At 38.8% G+C, this 23,096-nt stretch carries 19 protein-coding genes and 2 rRNA genes; 15 read left to right on the forward strand and 6 right to left on the reverse strand.

Annotated features, from left to right (window positions below; translation table 11 throughout):
- The first annotated feature begins 210 nt into the window (after positions 1 to 210).
- The 3 genes from CUC15_RS02180 (at position 211) to helD (ending at position 6,001) form a co-directional block, all read left to right on the forward strand.
- Positions 211 to 3,128 (forward strand): 23S ribosomal RNA (locus tag CUC15_RS02180).
- 68 nt (positions 3,129 to 3,196) lie between these two features.
- Positions 3,197 to 3,312: ribosomal RNA gene (gene rrf / locus CUC15_RS02185) — 5S ribosomal RNA — on the forward strand.
- 394 nt (positions 3,313 to 3,706) lie between these two features.
- Positions 3,707 to 6,001 carry an RNA polymerase recycling motor HelD gene (helD, locus tag CUC15_RS02190; protein ID WP_114915152.1) on the forward strand — a complete coding sequence of 765 codons (2,295 nt, stop codon included), beginning with the start codon at positions 3,707 to 3,709 and terminating at the stop codon, positions 5,999 to 6,001.
- 192 nt (positions 6,002 to 6,193) lie between these two features.
- On the opposite strand, the gene CUC15_RS02195 is transcribed toward helD, so the two are convergent.
- Together CUC15_RS02195 and CUC15_RS02200 are read right to left on the reverse strand one after the other, a co-directional pair.
- Positions 6,194 to 7,117, reverse strand: coding sequence for a carbohydrate kinase family protein (locus CUC15_RS02195; protein ID WP_114915153.1), 924 nt, complete (start codon positions 7,115 to 7,117; stop codon positions 6,194 to 6,196).
- A 140-nt stretch (positions 7,118 to 7,257) separates the two neighbouring features.
- Positions 7,258 to 7,710, reverse strand: a complete 453-nt coding sequence (locus CUC15_RS02200) for a YaiI/YqxD family protein (RefSeq protein WP_114915154.1) — start codon at positions 7,708 to 7,710, stop codon at positions 7,258 to 7,260.
- Positions 7,711 to 7,958: 248 nt separating this feature from the next.
- Here CUC15_RS02200 and CUC15_RS02205 point away from each other — a divergent pair, with 248 nt between their 5' ends.
- The 8 genes from CUC15_RS02205 to CUC15_RS02240 all read left to right on the forward strand — a co-directional run bounded on the left by CUC15_RS02205 (position 7,959) and on the right by CUC15_RS02240 (position 13,455).
- Complete coding sequence (locus CUC15_RS02205) at positions 7,959 to 8,321, forward strand: PadR family transcriptional regulator (protein WP_114915155.1); 363 nt, start codon at positions 7,959 to 7,961, stop codon at positions 8,319 to 8,321.
- Positions 8,314 to 9,309, forward strand: a complete 996-nt coding sequence (locus CUC15_RS02210; protein ID WP_341457207.1) for an HAAS signaling domain-containing protein — start codon at positions 8,314 to 8,316, stop codon at positions 9,307 to 9,309. The genes CUC15_RS02205 and CUC15_RS02210 overlap by 8 nt, the downstream gene beginning before the upstream one ends.
- Positions 9,310 to 9,531: 222 nt before the next feature.
- Positions 9,532 to 10,032 (forward strand): GNAT family N-acetyltransferase, encoded by a 501-nt coding sequence (locus tag CUC15_RS02215; protein WP_114915157.1) that lies wholly within the window; start codon positions 9,532 to 9,534, stop codon positions 10,030 to 10,032.
- Between the two features lie 44 nt (positions 10,033 to 10,076).
- Entirely contained in the window at positions 10,077 to 10,571 is a 495-nt protein-coding gene (locus tag CUC15_RS02220; RefSeq protein ID WP_114915158.1) for a GNAT family N-acetyltransferase, read from the forward strand.
- A 182-nt stretch (positions 10,572 to 10,753) separates the two neighbouring features.
- On the forward strand, positions 10,754 to 11,140 hold the full coding sequence (locus CUC15_RS02225; RefSeq protein ID WP_114915159.1) for a GntR family transcriptional regulator: 387 nt from the start codon (positions 10,754 to 10,756) through the stop codon (positions 11,138 to 11,140).
- A complete protein-coding gene (locus CUC15_RS02230) occupies positions 11,137 to 12,027 on the forward strand; it encodes an ATP-binding cassette domain-containing protein (protein WP_114915160.1) in 891 nt (296 codons plus the stop codon). Before CUC15_RS02225 ends, CUC15_RS02230 begins: the two co-directional genes overlap by 4 nt.
- Entirely contained in the window at positions 12,011 to 12,760 is a 750-nt protein-coding gene (locus tag CUC15_RS02235) for a hypothetical protein (RefSeq protein ID WP_162800248.1), read from the forward strand. The genes CUC15_RS02230 and CUC15_RS02235 overlap by 17 nt, the downstream gene beginning before the upstream one ends.
- Positions 12,757 to 13,455, forward strand: a complete 699-nt coding sequence (locus tag CUC15_RS02240) for a hypothetical protein (RefSeq protein ID WP_114915162.1) — start codon at positions 12,757 to 12,759, stop codon at positions 13,453 to 13,455. Before CUC15_RS02235 ends, CUC15_RS02240 begins: the two co-directional genes overlap by 4 nt.
- 56 nt (positions 13,456 to 13,511) lie before the next feature.
- Here CUC15_RS02240 and CUC15_RS02245 read toward each other — a convergent pair whose 3' ends face one another.
- Both CUC15_RS02245 and CUC15_RS02250 read right to left on the reverse strand, forming a co-directional pair.
- Positions 13,512 to 14,288: a DUF2935 domain-containing protein gene (locus CUC15_RS02245; RefSeq protein WP_278309191.1), complete on the reverse strand. Its 777-nt coding sequence runs from the start codon at positions 14,286 to 14,288 to the stop codon at positions 13,512 to 13,514.
- 165 nt (positions 14,289 to 14,453) lie between these two features.
- The gene (locus CUC15_RS02250) at positions 14,454 to 15,719 is read right to left on the reverse strand and encodes an ATP-binding protein (RefSeq protein ID WP_114915163.1); all 1,266 of its coding nucleotides are present in this window, start codon (positions 15,717 to 15,719) and stop codon (positions 14,454 to 14,456) included.
- Positions 15,720 to 15,986: 267 nt separating this feature from the next.
- On the opposite strand from CUC15_RS02250, the gene CUC15_RS02255 reads away from it, so the two are divergent.
- The 4 genes from CUC15_RS02255 (at position 15,987) to CUC15_RS02270 (ending at position 20,271) form a co-directional block, all read left to right on the forward strand.
- Entirely contained in the window at positions 15,987 to 16,283 is a 297-nt protein-coding gene (locus tag CUC15_RS02255; RefSeq protein ID WP_242985929.1) for a DUF3219 family protein, read from the forward strand.
- Between the two features lie 99 nt (positions 16,284 to 16,382).
- Positions 16,383 to 17,486: a histidinol-phosphate transaminase gene (hisC, locus tag CUC15_RS02260; protein ID WP_242985930.1), complete on the forward strand. Its 1,104-nt coding sequence runs from the start codon at positions 16,383 to 16,385 to the stop codon at positions 17,484 to 17,486.
- A 15-nt stretch (positions 17,487 to 17,501) separates the two neighbouring features.
- Positions 17,502 to 18,797 (forward strand): aminotransferase class I/II-fold pyridoxal phosphate-dependent enzyme, encoded by a 1,296-nt coding sequence (locus CUC15_RS02265; protein ID WP_114915166.1) that lies wholly within the window; start codon positions 17,502 to 17,504, stop codon positions 18,795 to 18,797.
- Positions 18,798 to 19,074: 277 nt separating this feature from the next.
- On the forward strand, positions 19,075 to 20,271 hold the full coding sequence (locus tag CUC15_RS02270) for a class I SAM-dependent rRNA methyltransferase (protein WP_114915167.1): 1,197 nt from the start codon (positions 19,075 to 19,077) through the stop codon (positions 20,269 to 20,271).
- A 45-nt stretch (positions 20,272 to 20,316) separates the two neighbouring features.
- Here the strand turns inward: CUC15_RS02270 and CUC15_RS02275 are convergent, their stop codons facing one another.
- On the reverse strand, positions 20,317 to 21,651 hold the full coding sequence (locus CUC15_RS02275) for an MATE family efflux transporter (RefSeq protein WP_114915168.1): 1,335 nt from the start codon (positions 21,649 to 21,651) through the stop codon (positions 20,317 to 20,319).
- 538 nt (positions 21,652 to 22,189) lie between these two features.
- Positions 22,190 to 23,092 carry a DsbA family protein gene (locus CUC15_RS02280; RefSeq protein WP_423241371.1) on the reverse strand — a complete coding sequence of 301 codons (903 nt, stop codon included), beginning with the start codon at positions 23,090 to 23,092 and terminating at the stop codon, positions 22,190 to 22,192.
- Between the last annotated feature and the right edge of the window lie 4 nt (positions 23,093 to 23,096).

A 23,096-nucleotide genomic window follows, 5' to 3' on the forward strand; every position in this document is an offset into this window, starting at 1 on the left:
GACATACATGGTTGTTTGGTTCAGTTTTGAGAGAGCAAATCTCTCAAAGGATAAGGATTTTCTGTTAAGAACCGTCACGTCCTGTGACGAACACAGAAGTCACCACATCCTGTGAAAGCTTGTACCTTGAAAACTAAATAAGAGTAACAACGACATCAATTTTAAAAATTAAAGCAAGGCTAATAAATTAGTACGCTTATTTACTAACTTAGTTAAGTGAATAAGGGCGCATGGTGGATGCCTTGGCACTAGGAGCCGATGAAGGACGGGACTAACACCGATATGCCTCGGGGAGTTGTACGTAAACTTTGATCCGAGGATTTCCGAATGGGGAAACCCGCTGTTCGTAATGGGACAGTACCATTATCTGAATACATAGGATAATGGAGGCAGACCCGGGGAACTGAAACATCTCAGTACCCGGAGGAAGAGAAAGCAAATGCGATTTCCTGAGTAGCGGCGAGCGAAACGGAATTAGCCCAAACCAGAAAGCTTGCTTTCTGGGGTTGTAGGACACTCCTTTGGAGTTACAAAAGAATTCTTTAGACGAATCGATCTGGAAAGGTCAGCCATAGCGGGTAACAGCCCTGTAGTCGAAAAGGAATTCTCTCCGGAGTGTATCCTGAGTACGGCGGAACACGAGAAATTCCGTCGGAATCCGGGAGGACCATCTCCCAAGGCTAAATACTCCCTAGTGACCGATAGTGAACCAGTACCGTGAGGGAAAGGTGAAAAGCACCCCGGAAGGGGAGTGAAATAGTACCTGAAACCGTGTGCCTACAAGTAGTCGAAGCCCGTTAATGGGTGACGGCGTACCTTTTGTAGAATGGACCGGCGAGTTACGATCGTATGCAAGGTTAAGTGGAAGACACGGAGCCGCAGCGAAAGCGAGTCTGAATAGGGCGTTTATAGTATGCGGTCGTAGACCCGAAACCGTGTGATCTACCCATGTCCAGGGTGAAGGTCAGGTAACACTGACTGGAGGCCCGAACCCACGTATGTTGAAAAATGCGGGGATGAGGTGTGGGTAGGGGTGAAATGCCAATCGAACACGGAGATAGCTGGTTCTCTCCGAAATAGCTTTAGGGCTAGCCTCAAGCATTGAGTATTGGAGGTAGAGCACTGATTGAACTAGGGGCCCTCACCGGGTTACCGAATTCAGTCAAACTCCGAATGCCAATTACTTCAGCTTGGGAGTCAGACTATGGGTGATAAGGTTCATAGTCGAAAGGGAAACAGCCCAGACCGCCAGCTAAGGTCCCAAAGTATACGTTAAGTGGAAAAGGATGTGGAGTTGCCCAGACAACCAGGATGTTGGCTCAGAAGCAGCCATCATTTAAAGAGTGCGTAATAGCTCACTGGTCGAGTGACTCTGCGCCGAAAATGTACCGGGGCTAAACGTATCACCGAAGCTGCGGATTGTTCTTCGAACAATGGTAGGAGAGCGTTCTAAGTGCTGTGAAGTCAGACCGTGAGGACTGGTGGAGCGCTTAGAAGTGAGAATGCCGGTATGAGTAGCGAAAAAAGAGTGAGAATCTCTTTCACCGAATGCCTAAGGTTTCCTGAGGAAGGCTCGTCCTCTCAGGGTTAGTCGGGACCTAAGCCGAGGCCGAAAGGCGTAGGCGATGGACAACAGGTTGATATTCCTGTACCACCTCATGATTGTTTGAGCGATGGGGGGACGCAGTAGGATAAGGAATGCGCACCGATGGATGTGTGCGCCCAAGCAGTGAGAAAGTTGGATAGGCAAATCCGTTCAACAATTTCAAGCTGTGATGGGGAGGGAAATTAGTACCGAAGTTCCTGATTTCACACTGCCAAGAAAAGCCTCTAGTTAGATCATAGGTGCCCGTACCGCAAACCGACACAGGTAGGCGAGGAGAGAATCCTAAGGTGAGCGGGAGAACTCTCGTTAAGGAACTCGGCAAAATGACCCCGTAACTTCGGGAGAAGGGGTGCTTCATTAACATGGAGCCGCAGTGAATAGGCCCAAGCGACTGTTTAGCAAAAACACAGGTCTCTGCGAAGCCGAAAGGCGAAGTATAGGGGCTGACACCTGCCCGGTGCTGGAAGGTTAAGGGGAAATGTTAGCACTTCGGTGCGAAGCATAGAACCGAAGCCCCAGTAAACGGCGGCCGTAACTATAACGGTCCTAAGGTAGCGAAATTCCTTGTCGGGTAAGTTCCGACCCGCACGAAAGGTGCAACGACTTGGGCACTGTCTCAACGAGAGACCCGGTGAAATTATACTATGCGTGAAGATGCGCATTACCCGCGACAGGACGGAAAGACCCCGTGGAGCTTTACTGTAGCCTGATATTGAATGTTTGTGCAGCTTGTACAGGATAGGTGGGAGCCGTTGAAGCGTGAGCGCTAGCTTACGTGGAGGCGCCCGTGGGATACCACCCTAGTTGTATGAACCTTCTAACCCAGGACCGTGATCCGGTTCGGAGACAGTGTCAGGCGGGCAGTTTGACTGGGGCGGTCGCCTCCCAAAGAGTAACGGAGGCGCCCAAAGGTTCCCTCAGAATGGTTGGAAATCATTCGTAGAGTGTAAAGGCAGAAGGGAGCTTGACTGCGAGACCTACAAGTCGAGCAGGGACGAAAGTCGGGCTTAGTGATCCGGTGGTTCCGCATGGAAGGGCCATCGCTCAACGGATAAAAGCTACCCCGGGGATAACAGGCTTATCTCCCCCAAGAGTTCACATCGACGGGGAGGTTTGGCACCTCGATGTCGGCTCATCGCATCCTGGGGCTGTAGTCGGTCCCAAGGGTTGGGCTGTTCGCCCATTAAAGCGGTACGCGAGCTGGGTTCAGAACGTCGTGAGACAGTTCGGTCCCTATCCGTCGTGGGCGTTGGAAGTTTGAGAGGAGCTGTCCTTAGTACGAGAGGACCGGGATGGACACACCGCTGGTGTACCAGTTGTTCCGCCAGGAGCATCGCTGGGTAGCTACGTGTGGAAAGGATAAGTGCTGAAAGCATCTAAGCATGAAGCCCCCCTCAAGATGAGACTTCCCATCACTTCGAGTGAGTAAGATCCCTCAGAGACGATGAGGTTGATAGGTTCGGTGTGGAAGCGTGGTGACACGTGGAGCTTACGGATACTAATCGATCGAGGACTTAACTAAATTCTTATTTGATTGTCGTTGACCATTACTCTTATTTAGTTTTTAGGGTACAAACCTAAATATAGTTGTCTGGTAGTAATAGCGAAGAGGTCACACCTGTTCCCATCCCGAACACAGTAGTTAAGCTCTTCAGCGCCGATGGTAGTTGGGACTTTGTCCCTGCAAGAGTAGGACGCCGCCAGGCTAAGTAAAAACACTAAGAATATGATTCATATTCTTAGTGTTTTTTGTGTAGACTCTGATAATCTACATTACCTGTTCAATATAGTTGATAACTCTAACTTAAATACTCTATTGTAAAGTTCATTAATTCAAACGATCCTCTATCCCGGTGTTTTATCATAGAGTTTGAAAATTATCAGAAGTTACAATTGATGTTGTACTACTGCTGGAAAGATTCCTTATATAACAAAAAAATCCCCATAGTAATATTTTACTTGTTGGGAATGAATAAAAGTGCTACTATAAATAGGTTGATATAATTTATTGAATATAACAAATTTGCTCAATTTTATTATATCAATATTTTTTGTCAATGTCAATATAAATGAACAAAGTACTGGAATGGAGTTGATTTGATGAGTAATGAAATGGAAAACCGCATGGAGGAACAGCTTCGAGTAGACGCGGTTATCGATGAAATCAACATCAAAGAGAAGAAACTATCTTCGCAAATAACTGGGCTGAAGGAGAATGTAGTTGAACTCCGAAAGAATTTCTGGGAGGATATCACGGTAAATATTGATGAACCTGATGATATCATTGAAACGCAGGAGAGTATTAAACAGCAAGCAGCGTTACTTTCTGAAAAAGAAAGATATCATGGGAAGATTGGCGAAGAATTAAAAACTTTGGATAAGCTGAAAAGCTCTCCATATTTTGGGAGAATTGATTTTATAGAGGAATCGGAGCTTGAAAGAGACCAAATCTATATTGGGATTTCTTCATTGATGGATCAAGGAGAAGAGGATTTTCTTATCTATGATTGGCGTGCACCAATTTCTAGTCTGTATTATGATTTTTCTCCTGGTAAGGCTCATTATGAAACAATTGAAGGTCCGATAAATGGTGAAATAACTCTAAAAAGACAGTTTATAATTAGGCAAGGCAAAATCCAGGGAATGTTCGATACTGGAGTTACCATTGGAGACCATCTTCTTCAGCAGGCGCTTGGAAATAATGCGAGCACAACAATGAAGAGTATTGTTGCAACAATTCAGAAGGAGCAGAATAAGATTATTCGTAATGAGAAAAGTAATTTATTAATTGTGCAAGGTGTAGCAGGAAGTGGCAAGACATCCGCAGCCCTCCAACGTATTGCTTACTTATTGTATCGCTATCGCGGAGAGTTAAATGCAGATAATGTTGTGCTCTTTTCACCAAATCCGTTATTTTCAAGTTATATTGCCAACGTGCTTCCGGAATTAGGCGAGTCCAATGTGAAGCAAATAACCTTTTTGGACTTCTTAAAGGTAGGGATTGGCAGAAAGCTAGCGGTTGAGTCTCCGTTTGAGCAGATGGAATATGTACTGGCAGAGATGAAGGAAAATCATTATGTTACTAGAATGAATAGCATGGACTACAAATCAAGTTTGAATTTTAAACAGATGATCGATCAATTTATTTCTTATCTAAATGATGAGGCAATTCAATTCAGGAATATTACATTCCGTGGAAGCATGCTTATTTCTAAAGGGAAAATTAGCGACTATTTTTATTCATTAGATAAAGAAATTAGTATAGCAAATAAAATGGAGCTCGTGTCGAAATGGCTTCTGAAAGAACTGCGGCAAATTCAACGTTCAGAAAAAGATAAGGACTGGGTAATTGAAGAAGCAGAGCTGTTCAATAAAGAGGATTATGTGAAAGCTTATCAACAGAATGAGGATCAAAATGCTGAGGATGAAGAGGAAATATTACGTAGAGAAGTGGTAAGACGAGCCTTTGCAACCATGAAAAGACGCATAAAGCGAATGGAATTTGTTCATATACTTGCGACCTACAAGAAGTTATTTGCTGAGTGGAATCCACCTGTTGCTCCAGAGGGATGGGAGGAAATAAGCGAGCAAACAGCAACTAATTTATCGCGTCAGTTTTTAACATGGGAGGATGCGACACCGTATTTATATTTTAAAGAGAAGCTGCTTGGAAATGTGCATGACCGTTCTGTACGTCAATTGATTATCGATGAGGCACAGGATTACTCTGCATTCCAATTTGCTTACATAAAGGAGATTTTCCCATACACAAGAATGACGTTACTCGGTGACATTAATCAGGCAATCTATTCACATATATCGAAGGACAATCCTCTTGTTCCAGATTCGGGGCAAGGAAGTATGGAGAGAATCACATTAACGAAAAGCTATCGATCGACAAGACAAATTGTTGAGTTCACAAAGTATTTTGCTCCAGGAGGGAACTTGATTGAGCCATTTAATCGAGATGGGAGTAAACCACTATTAACCAAAATTAGTGAGCAAGTCGATCTGGGGGAAAAGCTGAAAATAAATATTAATGAATTTAAGGAAAAAGGCTATGAAACCATCGCAGTTATTTGTAAGACATTAAAAGAAAGTGAAGAAATCGTTAATATACTGCAGGATAAAATGAGAGTAATACAGATAACAGAGGAAACATATGCTTTCGAAAAGGGAGTATTGGTATTGCCTGTTTATTTGGCAAAGGGGATTGAATTTGATGCAGTAATTATTCCTGATGCATCTGAGGAGCGCTATAGCCAAGAGTCAGACCGCACGCTTTTCTATACTGCATGTACGAGGGCGATGCACGAGCTTTCTATATTAAGTTTAAATGAGCCATGTCGATTTATTAAAGCCGTTCCGAAAGATAAATATGATGTAGCAAAATAGGTTTTAGAAAAACCAGTATGCGCCTCAAGCCTTTATGTAACGGATTTATCTCTACATGAACGAACTTTCTAGAATAAAAGGATAAGCAGTTGTGTAAATAAAGGAATGCTAATATATTAGCGTTCCTTTATTTTTTGCTATATCTAATTAATTTTTCGATCACAACTATCAAAAATATTCTCACCACTTCTTCTAGTGTCTTACATTGCTTTTATGAAAAGCTGTCAATGCGCCATGCTTTGTTACCGTCATTGCACCAAGCTTGTTTGCATACTGGGTATATTCAATGAGCATTTGCTCGTTATCCGGTAACCCTTGGGTATGAATACAATGGAGAATTCCAGACATAAAAGCATCTCCAGCTCCAGTAGTATCCACTGCCTTTACTTTTTCCCCTTCCACATGAATGACTTTACCTCGATAAAAGGACAATGCACCCTTTTCACCCAATGTAATCCATATATACGAAATATGATAGGAAGCTAGCTTTTGAATGCCTTTATCAACTGTAGGTGTCTGCATCAAAAATAATAATTCTTCCATCGTTAATTTAAGAATGTCGACACTTGGCAATATCTCTTTAATTGTCATCCTGCACGTTTCTTCACTTTTCCATCTTTTTATTCGAATATTCGCGTCAAATGCAACGAGTACTTTATGTTTGGTTGCTAATTCAATCGCTCTCTTTGTTGTTTCATATGCAATTGGATGAGATAGAGTCACAGATCCAAAATAAAAGATAGAGGAATTCCTAAAAGCTATTTCATTTAATTCAGAAGCTAAAAGCTGCTCATCTGGCGTATCATTCACATAGGAATGGAAATAACGCTCTCCTTTTTCATTTACATGAACATAAACGCCACAAATTTTCTTAACATCCGACTCTACACTGAAGTCCAATTTTACTTTTTCAGCTTCTAATGTTGTTTTAATGAACTGGCTTACACTATCCTTTCCCAATTTGCAAAGATAATGAACAGGTGTCCCAAGTCTGCTTGTACCAATCGCTACATTAAGCGTTGTACCGCCAATAAAGATTTCATAATGGCTATTTATAGAGTCACCCGCAATATAATCTACCATAGCTTCCCCATAGGAAATAATCCCACGATCCATGTTTCAAATTCCTTTCAATAGGTATTTACCAATGCTCTTATGCGTTTAAAACATATTACTTCATTCAGCTGGTTGTATTATATAAGATTCTATGTAATAAAAAGCTATATAAGATCAGCTAAGGAATTAGCCAAGTTTTCCTAATATTTCTCTGGTCTCGATATCGTCTCTAATAATAAGTTCCTGAACTGATTGCGATCCTCGTCTGTAAAAGGCTTTGGGCCTTTTGTGCGTTTGCCGCTTTTTCTCGCCATCGCACTCAAGTACCGAGTTTGTAAAAGCTGGTCAATATTGTCGTTTGTATAGGTAAATCCTTTATGATGAAGGACGATGCATCCCTTTGCAAGTCCAAGTGATGCAAGACCGTAATCTTGTGTCACGATGATATCACCCTTTTTGGCGAGCTTCATAATTCGGTAATCTGCAGCTTCTGCACCTGTATCAACGTAGATTGTCTCCACACCAATTGGTTGATCTGCATTAGAATAATGCGAAATGCTTGTGACTAATGTGACTGGAATTTCTAATCTTACTCCTTCTTCGATAATAATATTCTTTACTGGACAAGCATCGGCATCAACATAAATTTTCATTTTATTCCTCCTAGCCTGGTAGGTAAGAAATACTTAATACTTTCTCACTACATAATGCAACTAAGGATGTCACCTAAAAATTGGTTAAACCTTCACTTTTTAAGACATTCGTATAGTTAGTGATAATCATACCATAATCCAGAATATGTCTACATAACAGACGTTATAAAAATAATAAAAATTAGTTATTAATGTGCACTTTACAATAGTGTACGTCATACACTATAATGTGATCAGGAGTTGATTAGATGGGCGATACAAATGAGCATTTAGAAAAGTTGATGCAGGAACTAAGGCGCGGAACAATCACGATTGCTGTACTTAGTCAGCTTTCAGAGCCGCAGTATGGCTATTCTCTTGTAACACTACTCAGTGAAAAGGGAGTGCAGGTTGAGCCAGGAACGCTATATCCGCTGCTAAGAAGACTGGAAAAGCAAGGAATACTTGATAGTAAATGGGACACGAATGAAGCGAGACCAAGGAAATATTATTTACTAAGTGAGACGGGGAAAGAAGTTTTTGATTTACTTGTAGTTGAATGGAACAGTATTGTAAAAAGCTTGAATGGCGTGATTGAAGCTAAAGGAGATGATTCAATTGGAAATGATTAATCGGTATATTTATGCGGTTACCCAGAAGCTGCCACAAGCACAGCGAAAGGATATTGCCGAAGAACTCCGGGGCTTAATAGAAGATATGCTGGACGAACGTGCAGGTAGTGGAGAAATTACAGATAACGATGTTGAAGCTGTCTTGCTAGAATTAGGGAGTCCGAGAAAATTAGCAGATCAATACCGAGGTACAAAAAGATATTTAATCGGACCAGAGATTTTTGATTCCTATATTTTAGTGTTAAAGATTGTTCTTATAATTACAGCCTTTGTTATCGGAATTAATTTCATAATCCAAGCAATTCTAAATCCAGTTGCTATACTCGACCATTTTATTGAACTGATTGTCGGCATTGTAACAGGGATTCCAACAGCATTTGGCTGGACGACGTTTGGATTTGCGATTCCAGAGATGGCTGGAGCATATAAATTCAAGGAGTTATCGCTTGAATCAGAATGGAGACCAAAGGATCTGCCACCAGTACCAGATGAAAAAAGGCAAATAAAGCGAGGAGAAGCAATTGCTGGGATTGTTTTTTACGCTATTTTTATCGTCATTCTTGCGTTTTCAAGTGAATATTTTGGTGTTTGGCGATTCAGTGATGAATTTACTGGGGTCGTTCCATTTTTAAATGAACAAACATATGGTACGTATTTATTATTTATCATACTAATATTTGGGTTCGGGATTATAAAAGAATGTTTAAAGCTTGTATTTGGAAAATGGACATATAAGTTAGCAACTTATACGCTAATTGTAAATTTGATATCGCTCATAGCAATCTTATTTATGATAAGTGGACCAGCATTTTGGAATCCGAATTTCATGATGGAATTAGTAGAAGCGGGTTTCTTAACTACAGGCAGTGAAACATACAACATTATAAGTAAGGTCTGGGAGCAATCTACATTTTGGCTACTAATTTTACTGCTTGCAGGGTTAATTTGGGATGTGGCTGATGGCTTCATAAGAGCGAGAAAAAAATGAAATAATTATAGAGGGTGAATATACTTTGAAATCGGAAAGGGGAAAAATGTTAGCTGGCGAGCTATACAGACCGGCTGATCCCAAAAGAATAATTAAGGAAATAGAGTAGTACATTGCTTTAAAATAAAAAAAGTATTCCCAGATGAAGCGTAATTGATTATAATTATTTAATCAATTACGCTTTTTAATTCATTTAGTTTCTAAAGAAATGGAGGGATTTATATGAGGCTAGTAAAGGTAGAGCAGAAATGGCAGGCAGAGCATGAAGCCTATTTTAAAGAATGGGGCTCAGCACGTATGGTCCCTAGTAGTTTTAATATAGCTGGGTATGATACATATGAAGAATATTTAGAAGAACTTGAGATTCGTCAGCGAGGCATAAAAAATTGGGTGCCAAATACAAATTACTTTCTAATAAATGATAACAATGGAATCGTCGCGATGGTGAATATCCGTCATACATTAAATAGTTACTTATATAATATTGGTGGCCATATTGGTTATGGAGTTAGACCATCTGAACGGCAAAAGGGCTACGCAACCATTATGCTGGCCGAAGCATTAAAAAAATGTAAAGACTTAAAGCTTAAGCGTGTGCTTATCACTTGTGATGAAGATAATATAGGTTCTGCTAAAGTAATTTTGAATAATGGCGGAATTGAGGATGAACACTTTCAGGATGTGGATGGTAGCGTAATAAGAAGATTTTGGATTGAAATATAACATTTTAAGAGAAGCATAAATCTAGAGTTAGTTAAGGTGATTACATGATAATAATTGACAACATGAAGGAAAATGACTGGGAACAGGTACATGATATTTTCATTGAAGGTATAAATACTGGTAATGCAACGTTTGAAAAAGAAGCACCAAGCTGGGAAGCATGGAATAAGAAGTATTTAGAGGATTGCAGATTAGTAGTAAGGGATGGAGACAAGGTAATCGGTTGGGCTGCGTTGCTATCAACTTCTACCCAGAAAGCTTACCACGGTGTAGCGGAATTGAGTATTTACCTTGGTTCGGAAAGTAAGGGAAGAGGGATTGGTACGAGTTTATTAATCGCGTTAATCAAAATGAGTGAAGCACATGGATTTTGGACACTGCAATCAGGTATTTTCATTGAAAACAGTGCAAGTATTCACTTACATGAAAAAGCTGGATTTCGAAAAGTTGGGGTTCGGAAGCGGGTAGGAAAACTAAACGGAGTTTGGCGTGATGTCATGCTGATGGAGCGGAGAAGTGAAGTTGTTGGCGTTGATTAGGGGTTAAAAGGCTCTAGTATTTTGGGTGGTATTTAATTAAATTTGATTTCGTTACTAAAAACCTTGCAAATTTCTATATGAATTTGCAAGGTTTTTTATATTTATAGTTGATTTTTCTGACAATACAGCATATACTACATTACATGACTAATGTACTGACTTAGAGAAAAGGAGGTGCAAGCTTGATACTTGATACGGATGGGTCTAAACCAATCTATGTACAAATTGCAGAGTGGATTGAGACAGAAATATTAAAAGGTAACTTAAAACAAGATGAGAAGGTATATTCGCAATACAGCCTTGCAGAAATGTTCACAATCAACCCGGCAACAGCTGCCAAGGGATTAAACCTTTTGTCGGATGAAAATATTCTCTATAACAAGCGAGGGCTTGGGAAATTTGTGACGGGCGAGGCTCGAGAGCTAATTATGGATAAACGAAAGAATCAAACGCTTAAGGGCTTGCTTTTGGAGGCAGCTATTGAAGCAAAACAACTGAATGTTAGTGATGCAGAGTTGATTCAGATGTTGCAAGGAATCATGACGAATCTTAAGGGGGATGCGAAGTGAACGTGATTGAGTGTGAAGGGATAACGAAGAAGCAAGGGAGACTAAAGGCATTAGATGAATTGTCATTTACAATTAAGGAGAATACGATTACAGGTCTAATCGGAAGAAATGGCGCAGGGAAGACAACATTATTAAAGATATTGGCTGGCTTTTGGCAGGAAACGAATGGTACTGTAAAGGTTTTCGATGAGCGCCCCTTTAATAATCTCCTTGTATCTGCCAATGCAATCTATGTTGATGATCAAATGCAGTTTTCAAATCGGCTAACATTATCAGATATTTTACATGAAGCGGGCAGATTTTATGGTAATTGGGATGCTGAACTTGCACGACGCCTTTTTAACTATTTTTCCTTTCATCCAAAACAGGTCCATATGCATTTGTCTAAAGGGAAAAAGAGTACGTTTAATATGATTATTGGTTTGGCCTCACGGTGTGCGTTAACAATGTTTGATGAACCTACAACTGGAATGGATGCTTCCGTAAGAAGTGATTTTTATCGAGCGCTTCTAAAAGATTACCTTGCATATCCTCGGACGATTATTATTTCCAGCCACCATCTCGAGGAGATAGAAGATTTACTGGAGGATGTGCTACTGATTGATCAAGGGAGAAAGTATTTGCATCTGCCAATGGATGAATTAAAGGAATATGCTCTTGGATTAACTGGTAGGACAGAAATGGTAATCCAATGGACAGCAAATCACGAGGTGATTCATACCCGCCAGATTGGAAATGATTTGACTTATTCCGTTGTGAAAAATGCTAATCTGCAACTTGATAAAGCTAGACAGCTTGGGATTGAGGTTTCGAAAGTATCCGCCAGTGAATTATGTGTACTGCTGACAAATAAAACAAAAGGGGGTATTGATGATGTCTTTAAATAGGATGAGATTAGGCAATATAGTGGCAAAACAGCTCCAATATAGAGTAAAAGCATATTATGGTATATTCAGCTCATTGGTTTTAGTACAGGTAATAGCGTTGCTCCTCTCAGTTGGAGGAAGTGTATTTAGTGGCACAACTATCTATGGATTGTCAATTGATTACACAACGTATATGAATACTAACGTGATTGCTTTTACGATTCTATGGATATTTATCCATGCGATTATTATGACTACGAAGGCAGAGAGGGACAATAGTTTTAGCTTTGTTTCTAATCAATTAAGCAATAACATTTCCAATAGTTGCTTCCTAGTGATTGCTAGTATTATTGGTGGAATAACGGCTATTCTATCTGGCTATTTATTGCGTATTTTTGTATATATCTTCATTGATATTGATCTATTAATTGGAACAGGGTATTATTATCGACCAACGGAAGTATTCCAAGGGATGACAGCGATGATTTGTTATTTACTTCTAATCGGCTCTATAGGTTATTTGATCGGTGTTATTACACAGCTGCATCGAACGCTCCCAATGCTATTGCCGTTTGTAATAGCAGGTATATTGATTGCGCTTGAACGTATATATCCGGGCTCTTTCATTGCAATAGGAGAATTCTATTTTCAAGAAACGAATGTCTTCCTGTTTCTAATCAAATTTGTCGGCTCCACAATTATTTTTTTTGTAGTTGCTATATTGCTTTCTAGCAGATTGGAGGTAAGAAAATGAATATTACAATTTCTGCCCTTCCTATTGCACTAATACTTATCGTTATAGTAGCTGGAATTTTTATAGTAAGTAAGACCAATAGGGGAAATGCTGCAAAAGCAGGGTATTGGATGTTTGGTGTATATGTCATTGTATTATTTCTTTCTGTTGGTGTTTATTATTTCATTCCTGCATCAGCAACGGAGCAATTAGAATCGGCTGAAAATGAATATAATCAAAATAATTTAAGTGAAGTGTTAGTTGGAGAGAGGCCTGTTGAATCTATTCATGAGTTTTTAGTAGAAGAATGGGAGTTTATGTATGAGGAGGGGCAAATCCAGATCGGTTATCAAGGCGATTTGAATAATACGGTTAATATTGCAGTGGAAAGAACAGATGGTGATTCCATTAAAGCAGCTTTTTATCAGACGCCGGTTTATGGATTTAATATGGAATTAATGGAGTTTATTAGACCATTAGATATACAGTTAGCTGATGATAGATTCGTAATTAAATTACCTGATACGGAACAATTGGAATTTACATCTTTCAGCAAGGAATTTCCACTAATGCAATTTAAAGATTCACCTAACGAAGAATGGCACGATGCTCCTGAAAGTCTATACTGGGGAGAGCAGCTCCTATACTTGCAAATCCCTAGAGGAGTAGAAATTAACAGTGAGATGGATGTTTATCTTGAATATGTGAATGATTAATGTTAGAAACAGCAAAGCATGATTAAATTTGTCGTTTAATCATGCTTTGCTACTTCCTATTGATTCGCCATGAGACTTTCATCAAACATATCAATAATATGAAGGAATCGATCTGCTTCTCGGAAGACATGGTCAGCAAGAAGTGGGTGGATATTGCTTTTTATTTTACATTCATCAATTAACTCACTCGCTGTTTTCTTGAATGCACGCAAGGACTTAACAGAAACGCGGTTTTGATCGAGAAATTGATCTAGAATAGGAACCGTTTCTGATTGTGGTCGCATTGAATCGAGATCTAATGCTTGAAAGACAAGCTGATCGAAATCATGACTAAACTCTCTTGCCTGGGCGACTAACTTTCGCTCGGATGGGTCGAGCAAATGTCCGATAAATTTTGAGTGATCTGCCATGATTCTTAAGAAGAAAACATTCTCTTTAATAATGGTTTCAGGTAATGGCTGTAATTTTCCTTCATTTAAATCCCTTAAGCGATTAGCAAAGTATGCGGCCTCCCGACTCGTATGGTCGAGTAATAATGGATAGTTATTGGAACGAATGTCACAATTTAAAGTTAAGCCTAGAACTTTTCGTTTATATGCCCAGATTGAAGTTGCGGCTTGATACACCTCTACGTTGAACTTAGCCACTTCATGAGGATCAGAATGCAAGGAAAACTTACTTAGCTTCTCTTCAATCCTTTCAAATAAAGTGATGAATTGCTCTGCCTCTTCAATCAGCTTTGTATCACCATAGCTGAAGCCTAAACTTAAAAATAAAGCATGCTCCTTCATAATCCTTGACCAAAACCTTGTCTCATCAAGTGATCTAGACACAAATATGTTTATCTTAATCGGCCTCCTTCATATAACGCTGATCTTGTATCCTATTCATAGGTTTATGCTCAGACTAGGTTGTCTAAGAACTGATTGAAACTTTGCTAGGTCTTGAATATAATAAAAGCTTGATTAATCATTGATTAATCAAGCTTTCGACTTAGATTAGAATCCCATTCTTCCAGCATATTCCTCTGTTTTCCAGTCTTGTTTCATTGTTCGTCTTTGATTTTCTTGCAGGTCCTTGACGATTTTATCTACATCGATTTGCTGTTCGTAATGCCATTGAAGTGCGACGGACATATACAGTTCATTCAGCTGTGCAATCGACAATCCCTCCGTTTGTGTTGTTAAATGATCCAACACCACTTCATCAAGGAATTGTGTCAGTCCTTTCTTACGTAAATATTCGTTGCGTAATGCATCATCAGGCTGCTTGATTTCGTATGCACGATCAAAGCGACCGGCCCGATTAATTAGTGCTGGGTCAATCTTCTCAGGATAGTTTGTTGTACCGATTAGAAAGATTCCCTCTTTTGTTGTTGCACCATCCAATGTATTTAAGAAAACGGATCTTGCATGTTCAGGCATCGAGTCAATATCTTCGATGATGAGAATCATTGGTGCGATTTTTGTAACCGTGGAGAATACTTCTTTAATCGAGTAGCTAGTTGTATATTCGGTAATTTGCCAGTAAACAACGGGTGCTGAAACACTGCCAGCAATTGATTTTACAAGTGTTGTTTTTCCGTTGCCAGGACTTCCATATAAGAGTATTCCTCGTCTATAAGGAATATTATATTTTTTAAAGAAGGTCCCACTCTTATGAAAGAATTCGTCGATGGAGCGGTAAATATCTGTTTTCACATCTTCTTCCAGTAAAATGTCTTCTCTTTGGATTTGGTTTGTTATTTGTTCCTTAGATCTCTCTAGCCCATCTTCTGTATCTGTCAGCACATTGATACCGTCAAGCATATAATTGCGCTGTTTCTCAAGAATATAATTAAAGAAGTCAAGCAATAATTGCTGATCCCTCGAAAACACAAATTCCTGAATATAATCAGAGTGGCTTTGAAAAATCGGAATTCGGACGATTGCTACCTCATAGTTCGGAAAGTAGAAAATATTATTTACGAGTGAAGGTGTAACGGAAAAGCGTTCACCTTCTGTGTAGCTAATATTGAAAGTACCCAACGTATCATAAATACTTGCAATCACTTCCACATCGAGTTCTTTCTTCTTTAGAATTTGTTCAATTGTATTGAAAACTTCCTCGATCCCTTCTTCAGAAGAGAACAGCTTAAAATCATGTCCGAGATTCTTCGCTAATACTTCTTTAATCTTCGTAATTGCCACGGCATAATCATAATAATGTGCAATTGTATTGCTATCTGTATCACTATATTTAATTAATGTCGGTTTGTTGTTCATGCGAACTTCCTCTCGTATTTAATAATCATTTATTTAATTTTGGAGATATTTCAGAATCATCACAGGATTATCATATCATATTCAAAGCTGGACTTAAATATGTGTTTGGAGTGCCTGTCACTTCCCGGATTATGTCGAATCCCAGCAATGCTGGAATAAATGAGATTACTTTATTTAAGAAAAATCAATAAGCTAGTAATGATATAGGCAAACTGATAGAATTTAATTAATATAAAGTCCAATTTAAGTATATAGAAAGGCGATGACATGATGAATGTAGAAGTAATCCTCAATGACGTAGCAATTGAAACAACAAATTTTCGACAAGAGCTGTTGCAGAGGAACGGGAAAGCTCGTCACAAAATCAACTTTGACTTTAAAGTGAAAAGTGAACAATCGCATAAAATTACGACACTGCTCTACAAAAATGACTTCACTGTAAAGGTTCCAACCAAAGGATTGAAATTTGAAGCGACGATTTATAATTATTCCACTTCGATTATCGATCTAACAGTAGAAGGAGCAGTAAGTGACTTTAAATTGGAATTGATCGAAAAAGTTTAAGAAAGGTTACTTTATTTCGTCATTTTGTTATATAATGAATGATTATTAGGAACTACGTATATTTTCAGTTTAATATGAAACTTAGAAGGGATGGTCTACTTGGTAAATCAAATTAAACCTCGAACAGCACTAAAAAACATAGAGCCATACACACCTGGAAAACCGATTTGGGAATTACAACAGGAATTAAATCTTGATAAAGTAATTAAGCTAGCTTCAAATGAAAATCCATTCGGTCCATCTCCAAAAGGAGTAGAAGCAATTTCCTCTGAATTAGCGGAGCTTAACCGCTATCCAGATGCTGACACCGTTGCGCTAAAAGAGGCAATTGCTAAAAGCCTGAGTGTTAAGAAAGAACAAATTATCGTCACAAATGGAGCGGATGAATTAATCACATTAATTTCCGAAGCTTTCCTTGAGAAAGAAGATGAGATTATCGTTCCATCACCATCCTTTAGTGAATATGATTTTGGCGCACAAATCATGGGTGCAACGATTGTTCCTGTTCCGCTTGAGGAAGGATTTCAGTTTAATGTCCAGAAGATTGTAGATGCGATTACAGAGCAAACAAAGTTATTATACCTTTGTTCACCGAATAACCCGACAGGTACATATCTATCAAAAACAGAATTGGATCAGCTGCTTCAAGCTGTGCCTAATAATGTATTGGTTGTGTTTGACGGTGCATATAGTCATTATGCGACAGCCGATGACTATACAAATGGGATCGAATATGTCAGAGCTGGTAAACCAATTTTAGTCCTGCAAACTTTTTCAAAAATTTACGGACTTGCAGGAATCCGCGTTGGCTTCGGTATTGCACCTCAATCAATCATCCAGAGCATCTTGAAGGTGAAAGAACCATTTAATGTGAATAGTTTAGCACAAGCTGCAGCAACAGCTGCTATTATGGACGCGGAACACGTAGAAAAATCACGAGAAGGCAATTCTGCAGGTCGTGAGCAGCTTTATCAAGCTTTCCAAAATCTAAATTTAGATTATATAAAAACAGAAAGTAACTTTATCCTTGTTAAATTTGGACCGAATGCAGAGAAAATTTATCATGATCTACTTGCTAAAGGAGTAATCCTTCGCTATGGAAAAACATGGGGATTACCTGAATATGTTCGTGTTTCAATAGGTACAGAGGAAGAGAATTTATATTTTATCGAGTCTTTAACATCAATTTTAGTCAACGAATGACGGAGGTATGAATCAGTGAACAATCTTGCTAAACAGTTAAATGCAGATATCAGTGAAGAAAATAATGAATACTATGAGTTACTTTCCAATCTTGGCCGAAGCATGTACTACCCAAAAGGAATATTGAGCCAAAGCGCTGAGGCTAGTAAGAAAGCGACGCGCTATAATGCAACCGTCGGGATTGCAACAGAAGGGAACGGACCAATGCATTTCGAACATATCCAGAAAAACTTGGATGCGTACGCACCAAAGGATATTTATCCGTATGCACCGCCTGCTGGAAAACCGGCACTTCGTCAGGCTTGGAAGGAAAAATTAGTGAAAGAAAATCCTTCACTAAAAGGAAAAAACTTTGGACTGCCGATTGTTACCAATGCACTTACACACGGACTAAGCATTGCGGCCGATTTATTTGTAGATGAAGGTGATACACTTATCATGCCAGATAAGTTTTGGGGGAATTATAATTTAACTTTCACGATTCGCCGCGGCGGTAAGATAGAAACGTTTGCGTTATTTAATGAAGAAAATAAATTTAATGTTATAGCCTTTAAAGAATGTTTAATGGCACAAAAGGATAAAGGAAAAGCAATCGTATTGCTTAACTTCCCGAATAATCCAACAGGGTATACACCACACGCTCCTGAAGTAGCTGGTATCGTATCAGCATTAGAAGCAGCAGCTGAGGCAGGAATAAATCTAGTTGTTCTTCTTGATGATGCCTACTATGGATTGTTCTATGAGGATTCAGTGAAAGAATCCATTTTTGGCCAGCTAATCGGATTGCACAGAAGAATATTACCGGTGAAAATCGACGGAGCAACAAAAGAAAACTATGTGTGGGGTTTACGTGTTGGCTTCGTTACTTATGGGGTTGAGAATCCAGCAATCGCACATGCATTGGAGCAAAAAACGATGGGGATTATTCGCGCAACAATCTCAAGCGGATCACACTTGTCACAAACGGTTATATTAGAATCACTGCAATCAAGTGAATTTGAAGCAGAAAAACAAGTGAAGCATGATATTTTGGAAAAGAGAGCGAATAAGGTAAAAGCTGTTTTAGCGAAAGAAGAATATAATGCCTACTGGTCTGTTTATCCATTTAACTCTGGATATTTCATGTGTTTGAAGCTAAATGGAGTAGATGCTGAGGAATTACGAATCCATTTGCTAGATAAATATGGAGTGGGGACAATCGCTGTTAATCCAACAGATCTGCGAATTGCCTTTTCAAGTGTAGAAGAAGAGGATATTGAAGGATTGTTTGACTGCATTTATCAAGGAATGAAGGATTTGACAGGGGAATAAGATCAAGCGTAATTTCCCCCTTTGTTACTATGTTAAAATAAAAGTACCCATACATTTCAATGGATATTGTCCTTTTGAAATGTATGGGATTTTTTAAGACCAGACGGAATTACTCATTTGGCTTTCTTTAACAAGTCATGCGAATATGTAAATGATTTGGCCATACTTACCTATCCATTTAAAATCTTTGAGCATCTCTTTGTTCAAGTTTGTTCATTACTTTCCCTTTTCCTATTAACATGCGATAATGGAAAAAAAGTAACGTTAGGATGAAATTATGAAACCGACAATTGATTTAAAAGTAAACGCTAAGTTTATTGAGCAATATAAAAATAATTATCCATTGATTAGTAAGGATGCTGTCGCGAATTTAGGAGCATCAACAGAGGAAGGCGCGATTGTAAACTTAGTAGATAACAATCGGCAATTTATTGCTAAAGGGTATTATGGCGAACAGAATAAAGGGATTGGCTGGGTTCTGTCCCATGATAAATGGGAAAAGATTGACAATGAATTCTTCAAGAATAAGATTCTCACAGCAATTAATAAGAGAGAATCCTTTTATAAGGATATAAATACAACGGCTTTTCGTGTATTTAATGGAGAAGGCGATGGGATTGGCGGACTGACGATCGATTATTTCGATGGATATTATTTAATCCAATGGTACAGCGCTGGTATTTATTCATTCCAAAATCAGGTGCTAAACGCTTTAGATGAGCTAGGTGATTATAAAGCAATCTATGAGAAGAAACGTTTTGATACGAAAGGTCAGTACCTTGAAGATGACGATTTTGTTAAAGGGGAGCGTGGTCAATTTCCAATTGTTGTCTCAGAGAATGGGATAAACTATGCGGTTTACCTAAATGATGGTGCAATGGTTGGCATTTTCCTTGATCAGCGTGATGTACGAAAAGCTATTAGAGATAAATATGCAAACGGAAAAAATGTGCTGAACACATTTTCGTATACAGGAGCATTCTCCGTTGCAGCTGCACTAGGTGGGGCAACGAAAACAACGAGTGTCGATCTTGCGAAACGCAGTAAAAGTAAGACGATTGAACAATTCAGCTTGAATGGTATTAATATTGAAGAGCAGGATATCATTGTCATGGATGTCTTTGATTACTTTAAATATGCAAAGCGAAAAGAGTTGAAGTTCGACCTTATTGTATTAGATCCACCAAGTTTTGCACGTTCAAAGAAGCATACTTTCAGTACGGCAAAGGATTACCCTGCTTTAATTAAGGACACATTGGAAATTACAGAGAAGAATGGGATTATCATTGCGTCGACGAATAATGCCTCGTTCGGAATGAAGAAATTTAAAGGCTTTATAGAAAAGGGCTTTAAAGAGATGAATACGAAATACACTATTCTTGAACAGTTTTCTTTACCAGCAGATTTCCAGGTAGATAAGAATTTCTTACAAGGGAAATATTTAAAGGTGCTTGTTATACAAGTACAAGGTTAAAACAACCCGCTACTATTCCAATGTGGATGGAAGCGGGTTGTTCTCTTAAGTAAACAACTCTTTTCTTCGCCATTTACCAAATCGGAAGTATAGAAATGCAATAATACTACTAACAAGGAAACTTGTCCCCATGCCAACTGCAATTCCAATATCTCCAAATAAATAGGAGAATAACGCTGATAATGGGTAACGTAAAATCCAGAAGGAAATAATATTTAATACGAGTACTTGATACATTGCGCCCGCTGCTCGTACAATTCCATTTAAAATAAAATTAATTCCTAAAAATGGATAGCATAGTGCGATAATTTGTAAATATCTTGTACCAAACGTCACCGCTTCTTCTTCCTGAATGAATAGCATCATGCCAAACTCGGCAAAGAAAATAATGAGAATCCCGATTACTACCATTACGAGGAAGTTGTATAGCACTCCGTATTTCGCGATTTGGCTGACCCGATTCCAGTTGCGTACACCGATATTCTGTCCAGCCATACTACTTACTGCCGTACTGAGTGCGTGCGCCGGGAGCATTACTAGACTATCAAGCCTTTGTGCTGCACTAAAGCCAGCAACAACGCCGCCACCAAATGTTGTAACAACAGTCATAATTGCTGCAGAACCAGCGGATATAACTGCCATTTGTAATCCAGATGGAATGCCCAGGTTAAGAATCAATCCTACCTCACTCCAAGAAGGTAGCTTTGGCACACTAAATGGTGCGAGCTTTTTAGATAACATATAAATCATTCCATATATGAATGCGACTGCCTGCGATAGAATAGTTGCATACGCAGCACCATCAACACCCCAATTAAATCCGGAGATAAAGAGAGGATCTAGTACAATATTCAATAAAACTGCAACTATGACAAATCGTAATGGTGTCCTGCTATCACCAAGTGAACGCAGCACTGTACTAATAAAGTTATAGCCAAATAAGAAGAGAATCCCCAAAAAATTAATTCGTAAATAGGCGATTGCATCTGTCATCATACTTTCAGGTGTTCCAAGAATTGCTAAAAAATTTTCAGCAAAAATGTAACCAATTAATCCTAATACCGCTGCAATGATTGTCATCATGACTACGAAGGCATTTAAATAACGTTTTAAACCATCTTCATTGTTTTTTCCTTTTTGCTGGGATAGAATGGTTAATGCTGCATTATTTAGACCGATAACAAATGATAGTACAGTAAAAATAATAGTTCCTGACAGAGAAACTGCACCTAGTGCATTCGCACCGAGTAAATTACCAACCCACAAACTATCCACAAATTGGTACGAAATCTGCAGTAGATTCGTCAGCATAATTGGGCCAGAAAAAGCAATTAATTGCTTCAAGATATTTCCTTGTGTGAAATCATGTTGCTTTTTCATTGAAAAACCTGCCTTTGAGGAGAGTGTTCACTTTTGCATAAGTAAGAATTAAGGTGAACTAGGAAATTGTAATCCGTTCATAAAAAATACATATAATTAAAGGGTAGTCTATAAGCTTATCGGATTCAACATAAGTGCTCAAAGAGAATGAACGACTACCTACTGTTAGCTATAAAGTGCGAACTAGATGCGATTGGGTTTAAATTAAAGCTTAGCTATACACCTTCTTTAGAAATAGTTGTTTCATTTTAAAATGCTCTCCTGTCTTCGCTAAATAACAGCTACATGAAAGTAAAATGCTTTTCCACTTTATAAAGAAATATATATTTGTTTTTCTAGCACTATCCCAGCGAGGTGTATTTTCGGAGCAACTGGCCTGAGAAATCTTACTACCTCAAAGTAGTTCACATTTTGTATCAACTAATATCAACGTTCATTACCATACCTCGAACATAACTATCATTTTGAAAGCACCATATTAAAAAAGAACAATCCTCAAAACGAGAATTGTTCTGCTACTTACCCTATAAAATGTATATTAGTTTTTAACGAAATATGTTTCTCCTAGAACTTCTTTCGCTTCATAATCATTCGTTGAAAGCTCTTTTTCAACATAATCTTTAATCGCTGCCTGTTCTAAATCGTACATAACTTCGATTTCTTTTGAGAATAGGAGTTTTTCTTTTGCAAGGTAATCTGCAAGAGCAGGTTGTTGTTTCGATTTTGGATCCTCACCAAGTACTTGTTTAAGTCCAGCAACATAATACTCAAATGGACGTCCGCCAACGATTTTAACTCCTTTATTTTCCTCGTTCACCATGATGATTGTAGGAAATCCTCTTGCACCTAAGCTTGCAGCAAGCTGAAAATCTTCGTTTAGCAATTTTTGGCCAGCTGGTTGTTCTGCTTCATTCACAATTGCACTTCCGTCTAGACCAAGATCGTTCACAAGTTCAATTAGAACTTCTGCATTGGAAATGTTTTGATTGAAAGCGAAGACAGCTTCTCTTGCACGACGCAGGAAGACACTAGCAAGCTTCTCATTATGCTTTTGGACAACCTTAAATACACGTGAAGGTGTGAAAGATGATGTTACAGGGTTTTCATACCATAAAGAACCATCGATTGGCATACGGGTCATATCGCCAACCTCTCTCCAGTGTCCGGCAACATCACTTGGACCAGCTATTCCATTTTGCACGTCGGCAAAGCCATCGCCCCATTTTTCAAGCAGCCCACCCATAACAGTATGGACATTGAAATAGTTACCATATTGTTCTAAGAATCTATTAAACTGCGGCTCAATTGCCCAGCAGTGTGAACAAATCGGATCTGTTACATAATATAGCTCAATTGTTTTCTTAGGTGCAGTCAAATCAATCAACTCCATTTCTCCGCTGCCAGCAACACCACATACTCCAGTTTCTACATCACAAATCATATTA

Origin of the sequence: Oceanobacillus zhaokaii, from assembly GCF_003352005.1 — a bacterium.
Classification (GTDB): Bacteria; Bacillota; Bacilli; order Bacillales; family Amphibacillaceae; genus Oceanobacillus; species Oceanobacillus zhaokaii.

Bases quoted from the DNA above. Each gene is read 5' to 3' on its own strand.
- CUC15_RS02280 (WP_423241371.1), bottom strand. From the start codon at position 23,092: ATGATTTGTGATGTAGAAACTGGAGTATGTGGTGTTGCTGGCAGCGGA.
- helD (WP_114915152.1), top strand. From the start codon at position 3,707: ATGAGTAATGAAATGGAAAACCGCATGGAGGAACAGCTTCGAGTAGAC.
- CUC15_RS02205 (WP_114915155.1), top strand. From the start codon at position 7,959: ATGGGCGATACAAATGAGCATTTAGAAAAGTTGATGCAGGAACTAAGG.
- CUC15_RS02255 (WP_242985929.1), top strand. From the start codon at position 15,987: ATGATGAATGTAGAAGTAATCCTCAATGACGTAGCAATTGAAACAACA.
- CUC15_RS02275 (WP_114915168.1), bottom strand. From the start codon at position 21,651: ATGAAAAAGCAACATGATTTCACACAAGGAAATATCTTGAAGCAATTA.
- CUC15_RS02240 (WP_114915162.1), top strand. From the start codon at position 12,757: ATGAATATTACAATTTCTGCCCTTCCTATTGCACTAATACTTATCGTT.
- CUC15_RS02195 (WP_114915153.1), bottom strand. From the start codon at position 7,117: ATGGATCGTGGGATTATTTCCTATGGGGAAGCTATGGTAGATTATATT.
- CUC15_RS02270 (WP_114915167.1), top strand. From the start codon at position 19,075: ATGAAACCGACAATTGATTTAAAAGTAAACGCTAAGTTTATTGAGCAA.
- CUC15_RS02210 (WP_341457207.1), top strand. From the start codon at position 8,314: ATGATTAATCGGTATATTTATGCGGTTACCCAGAAGCTGCCACAAGCA.
- CUC15_RS02200 (WP_114915154.1), bottom strand. From the start codon at position 7,710: ATGAAAATTTATGTTGATGCCGATGCTTGTCCAGTAAAGAATATTATT.
- CUC15_RS02235 (WP_162800248.1), top strand. From the start codon at position 12,011: ATGATGTCTTTAAATAGGATGAGATTAGGCAATATAGTGGCAAAACAG.
- CUC15_RS02250 (WP_114915163.1), bottom strand. From the start codon at position 15,719: ATGAACAACAAACCGACATTAATTAAATATAGTGATACAGATAGCAAT.
- CUC15_RS02220 (WP_114915158.1), top strand. From the start codon at position 10,077: ATGATAATAATTGACAACATGAAGGAAAATGACTGGGAACAGGTACAT.
- CUC15_RS02215 (WP_114915157.1), top strand. From the start codon at position 9,532: ATGAGGCTAGTAAAGGTAGAGCAGAAATGGCAGGCAGAGCATGAAGCC.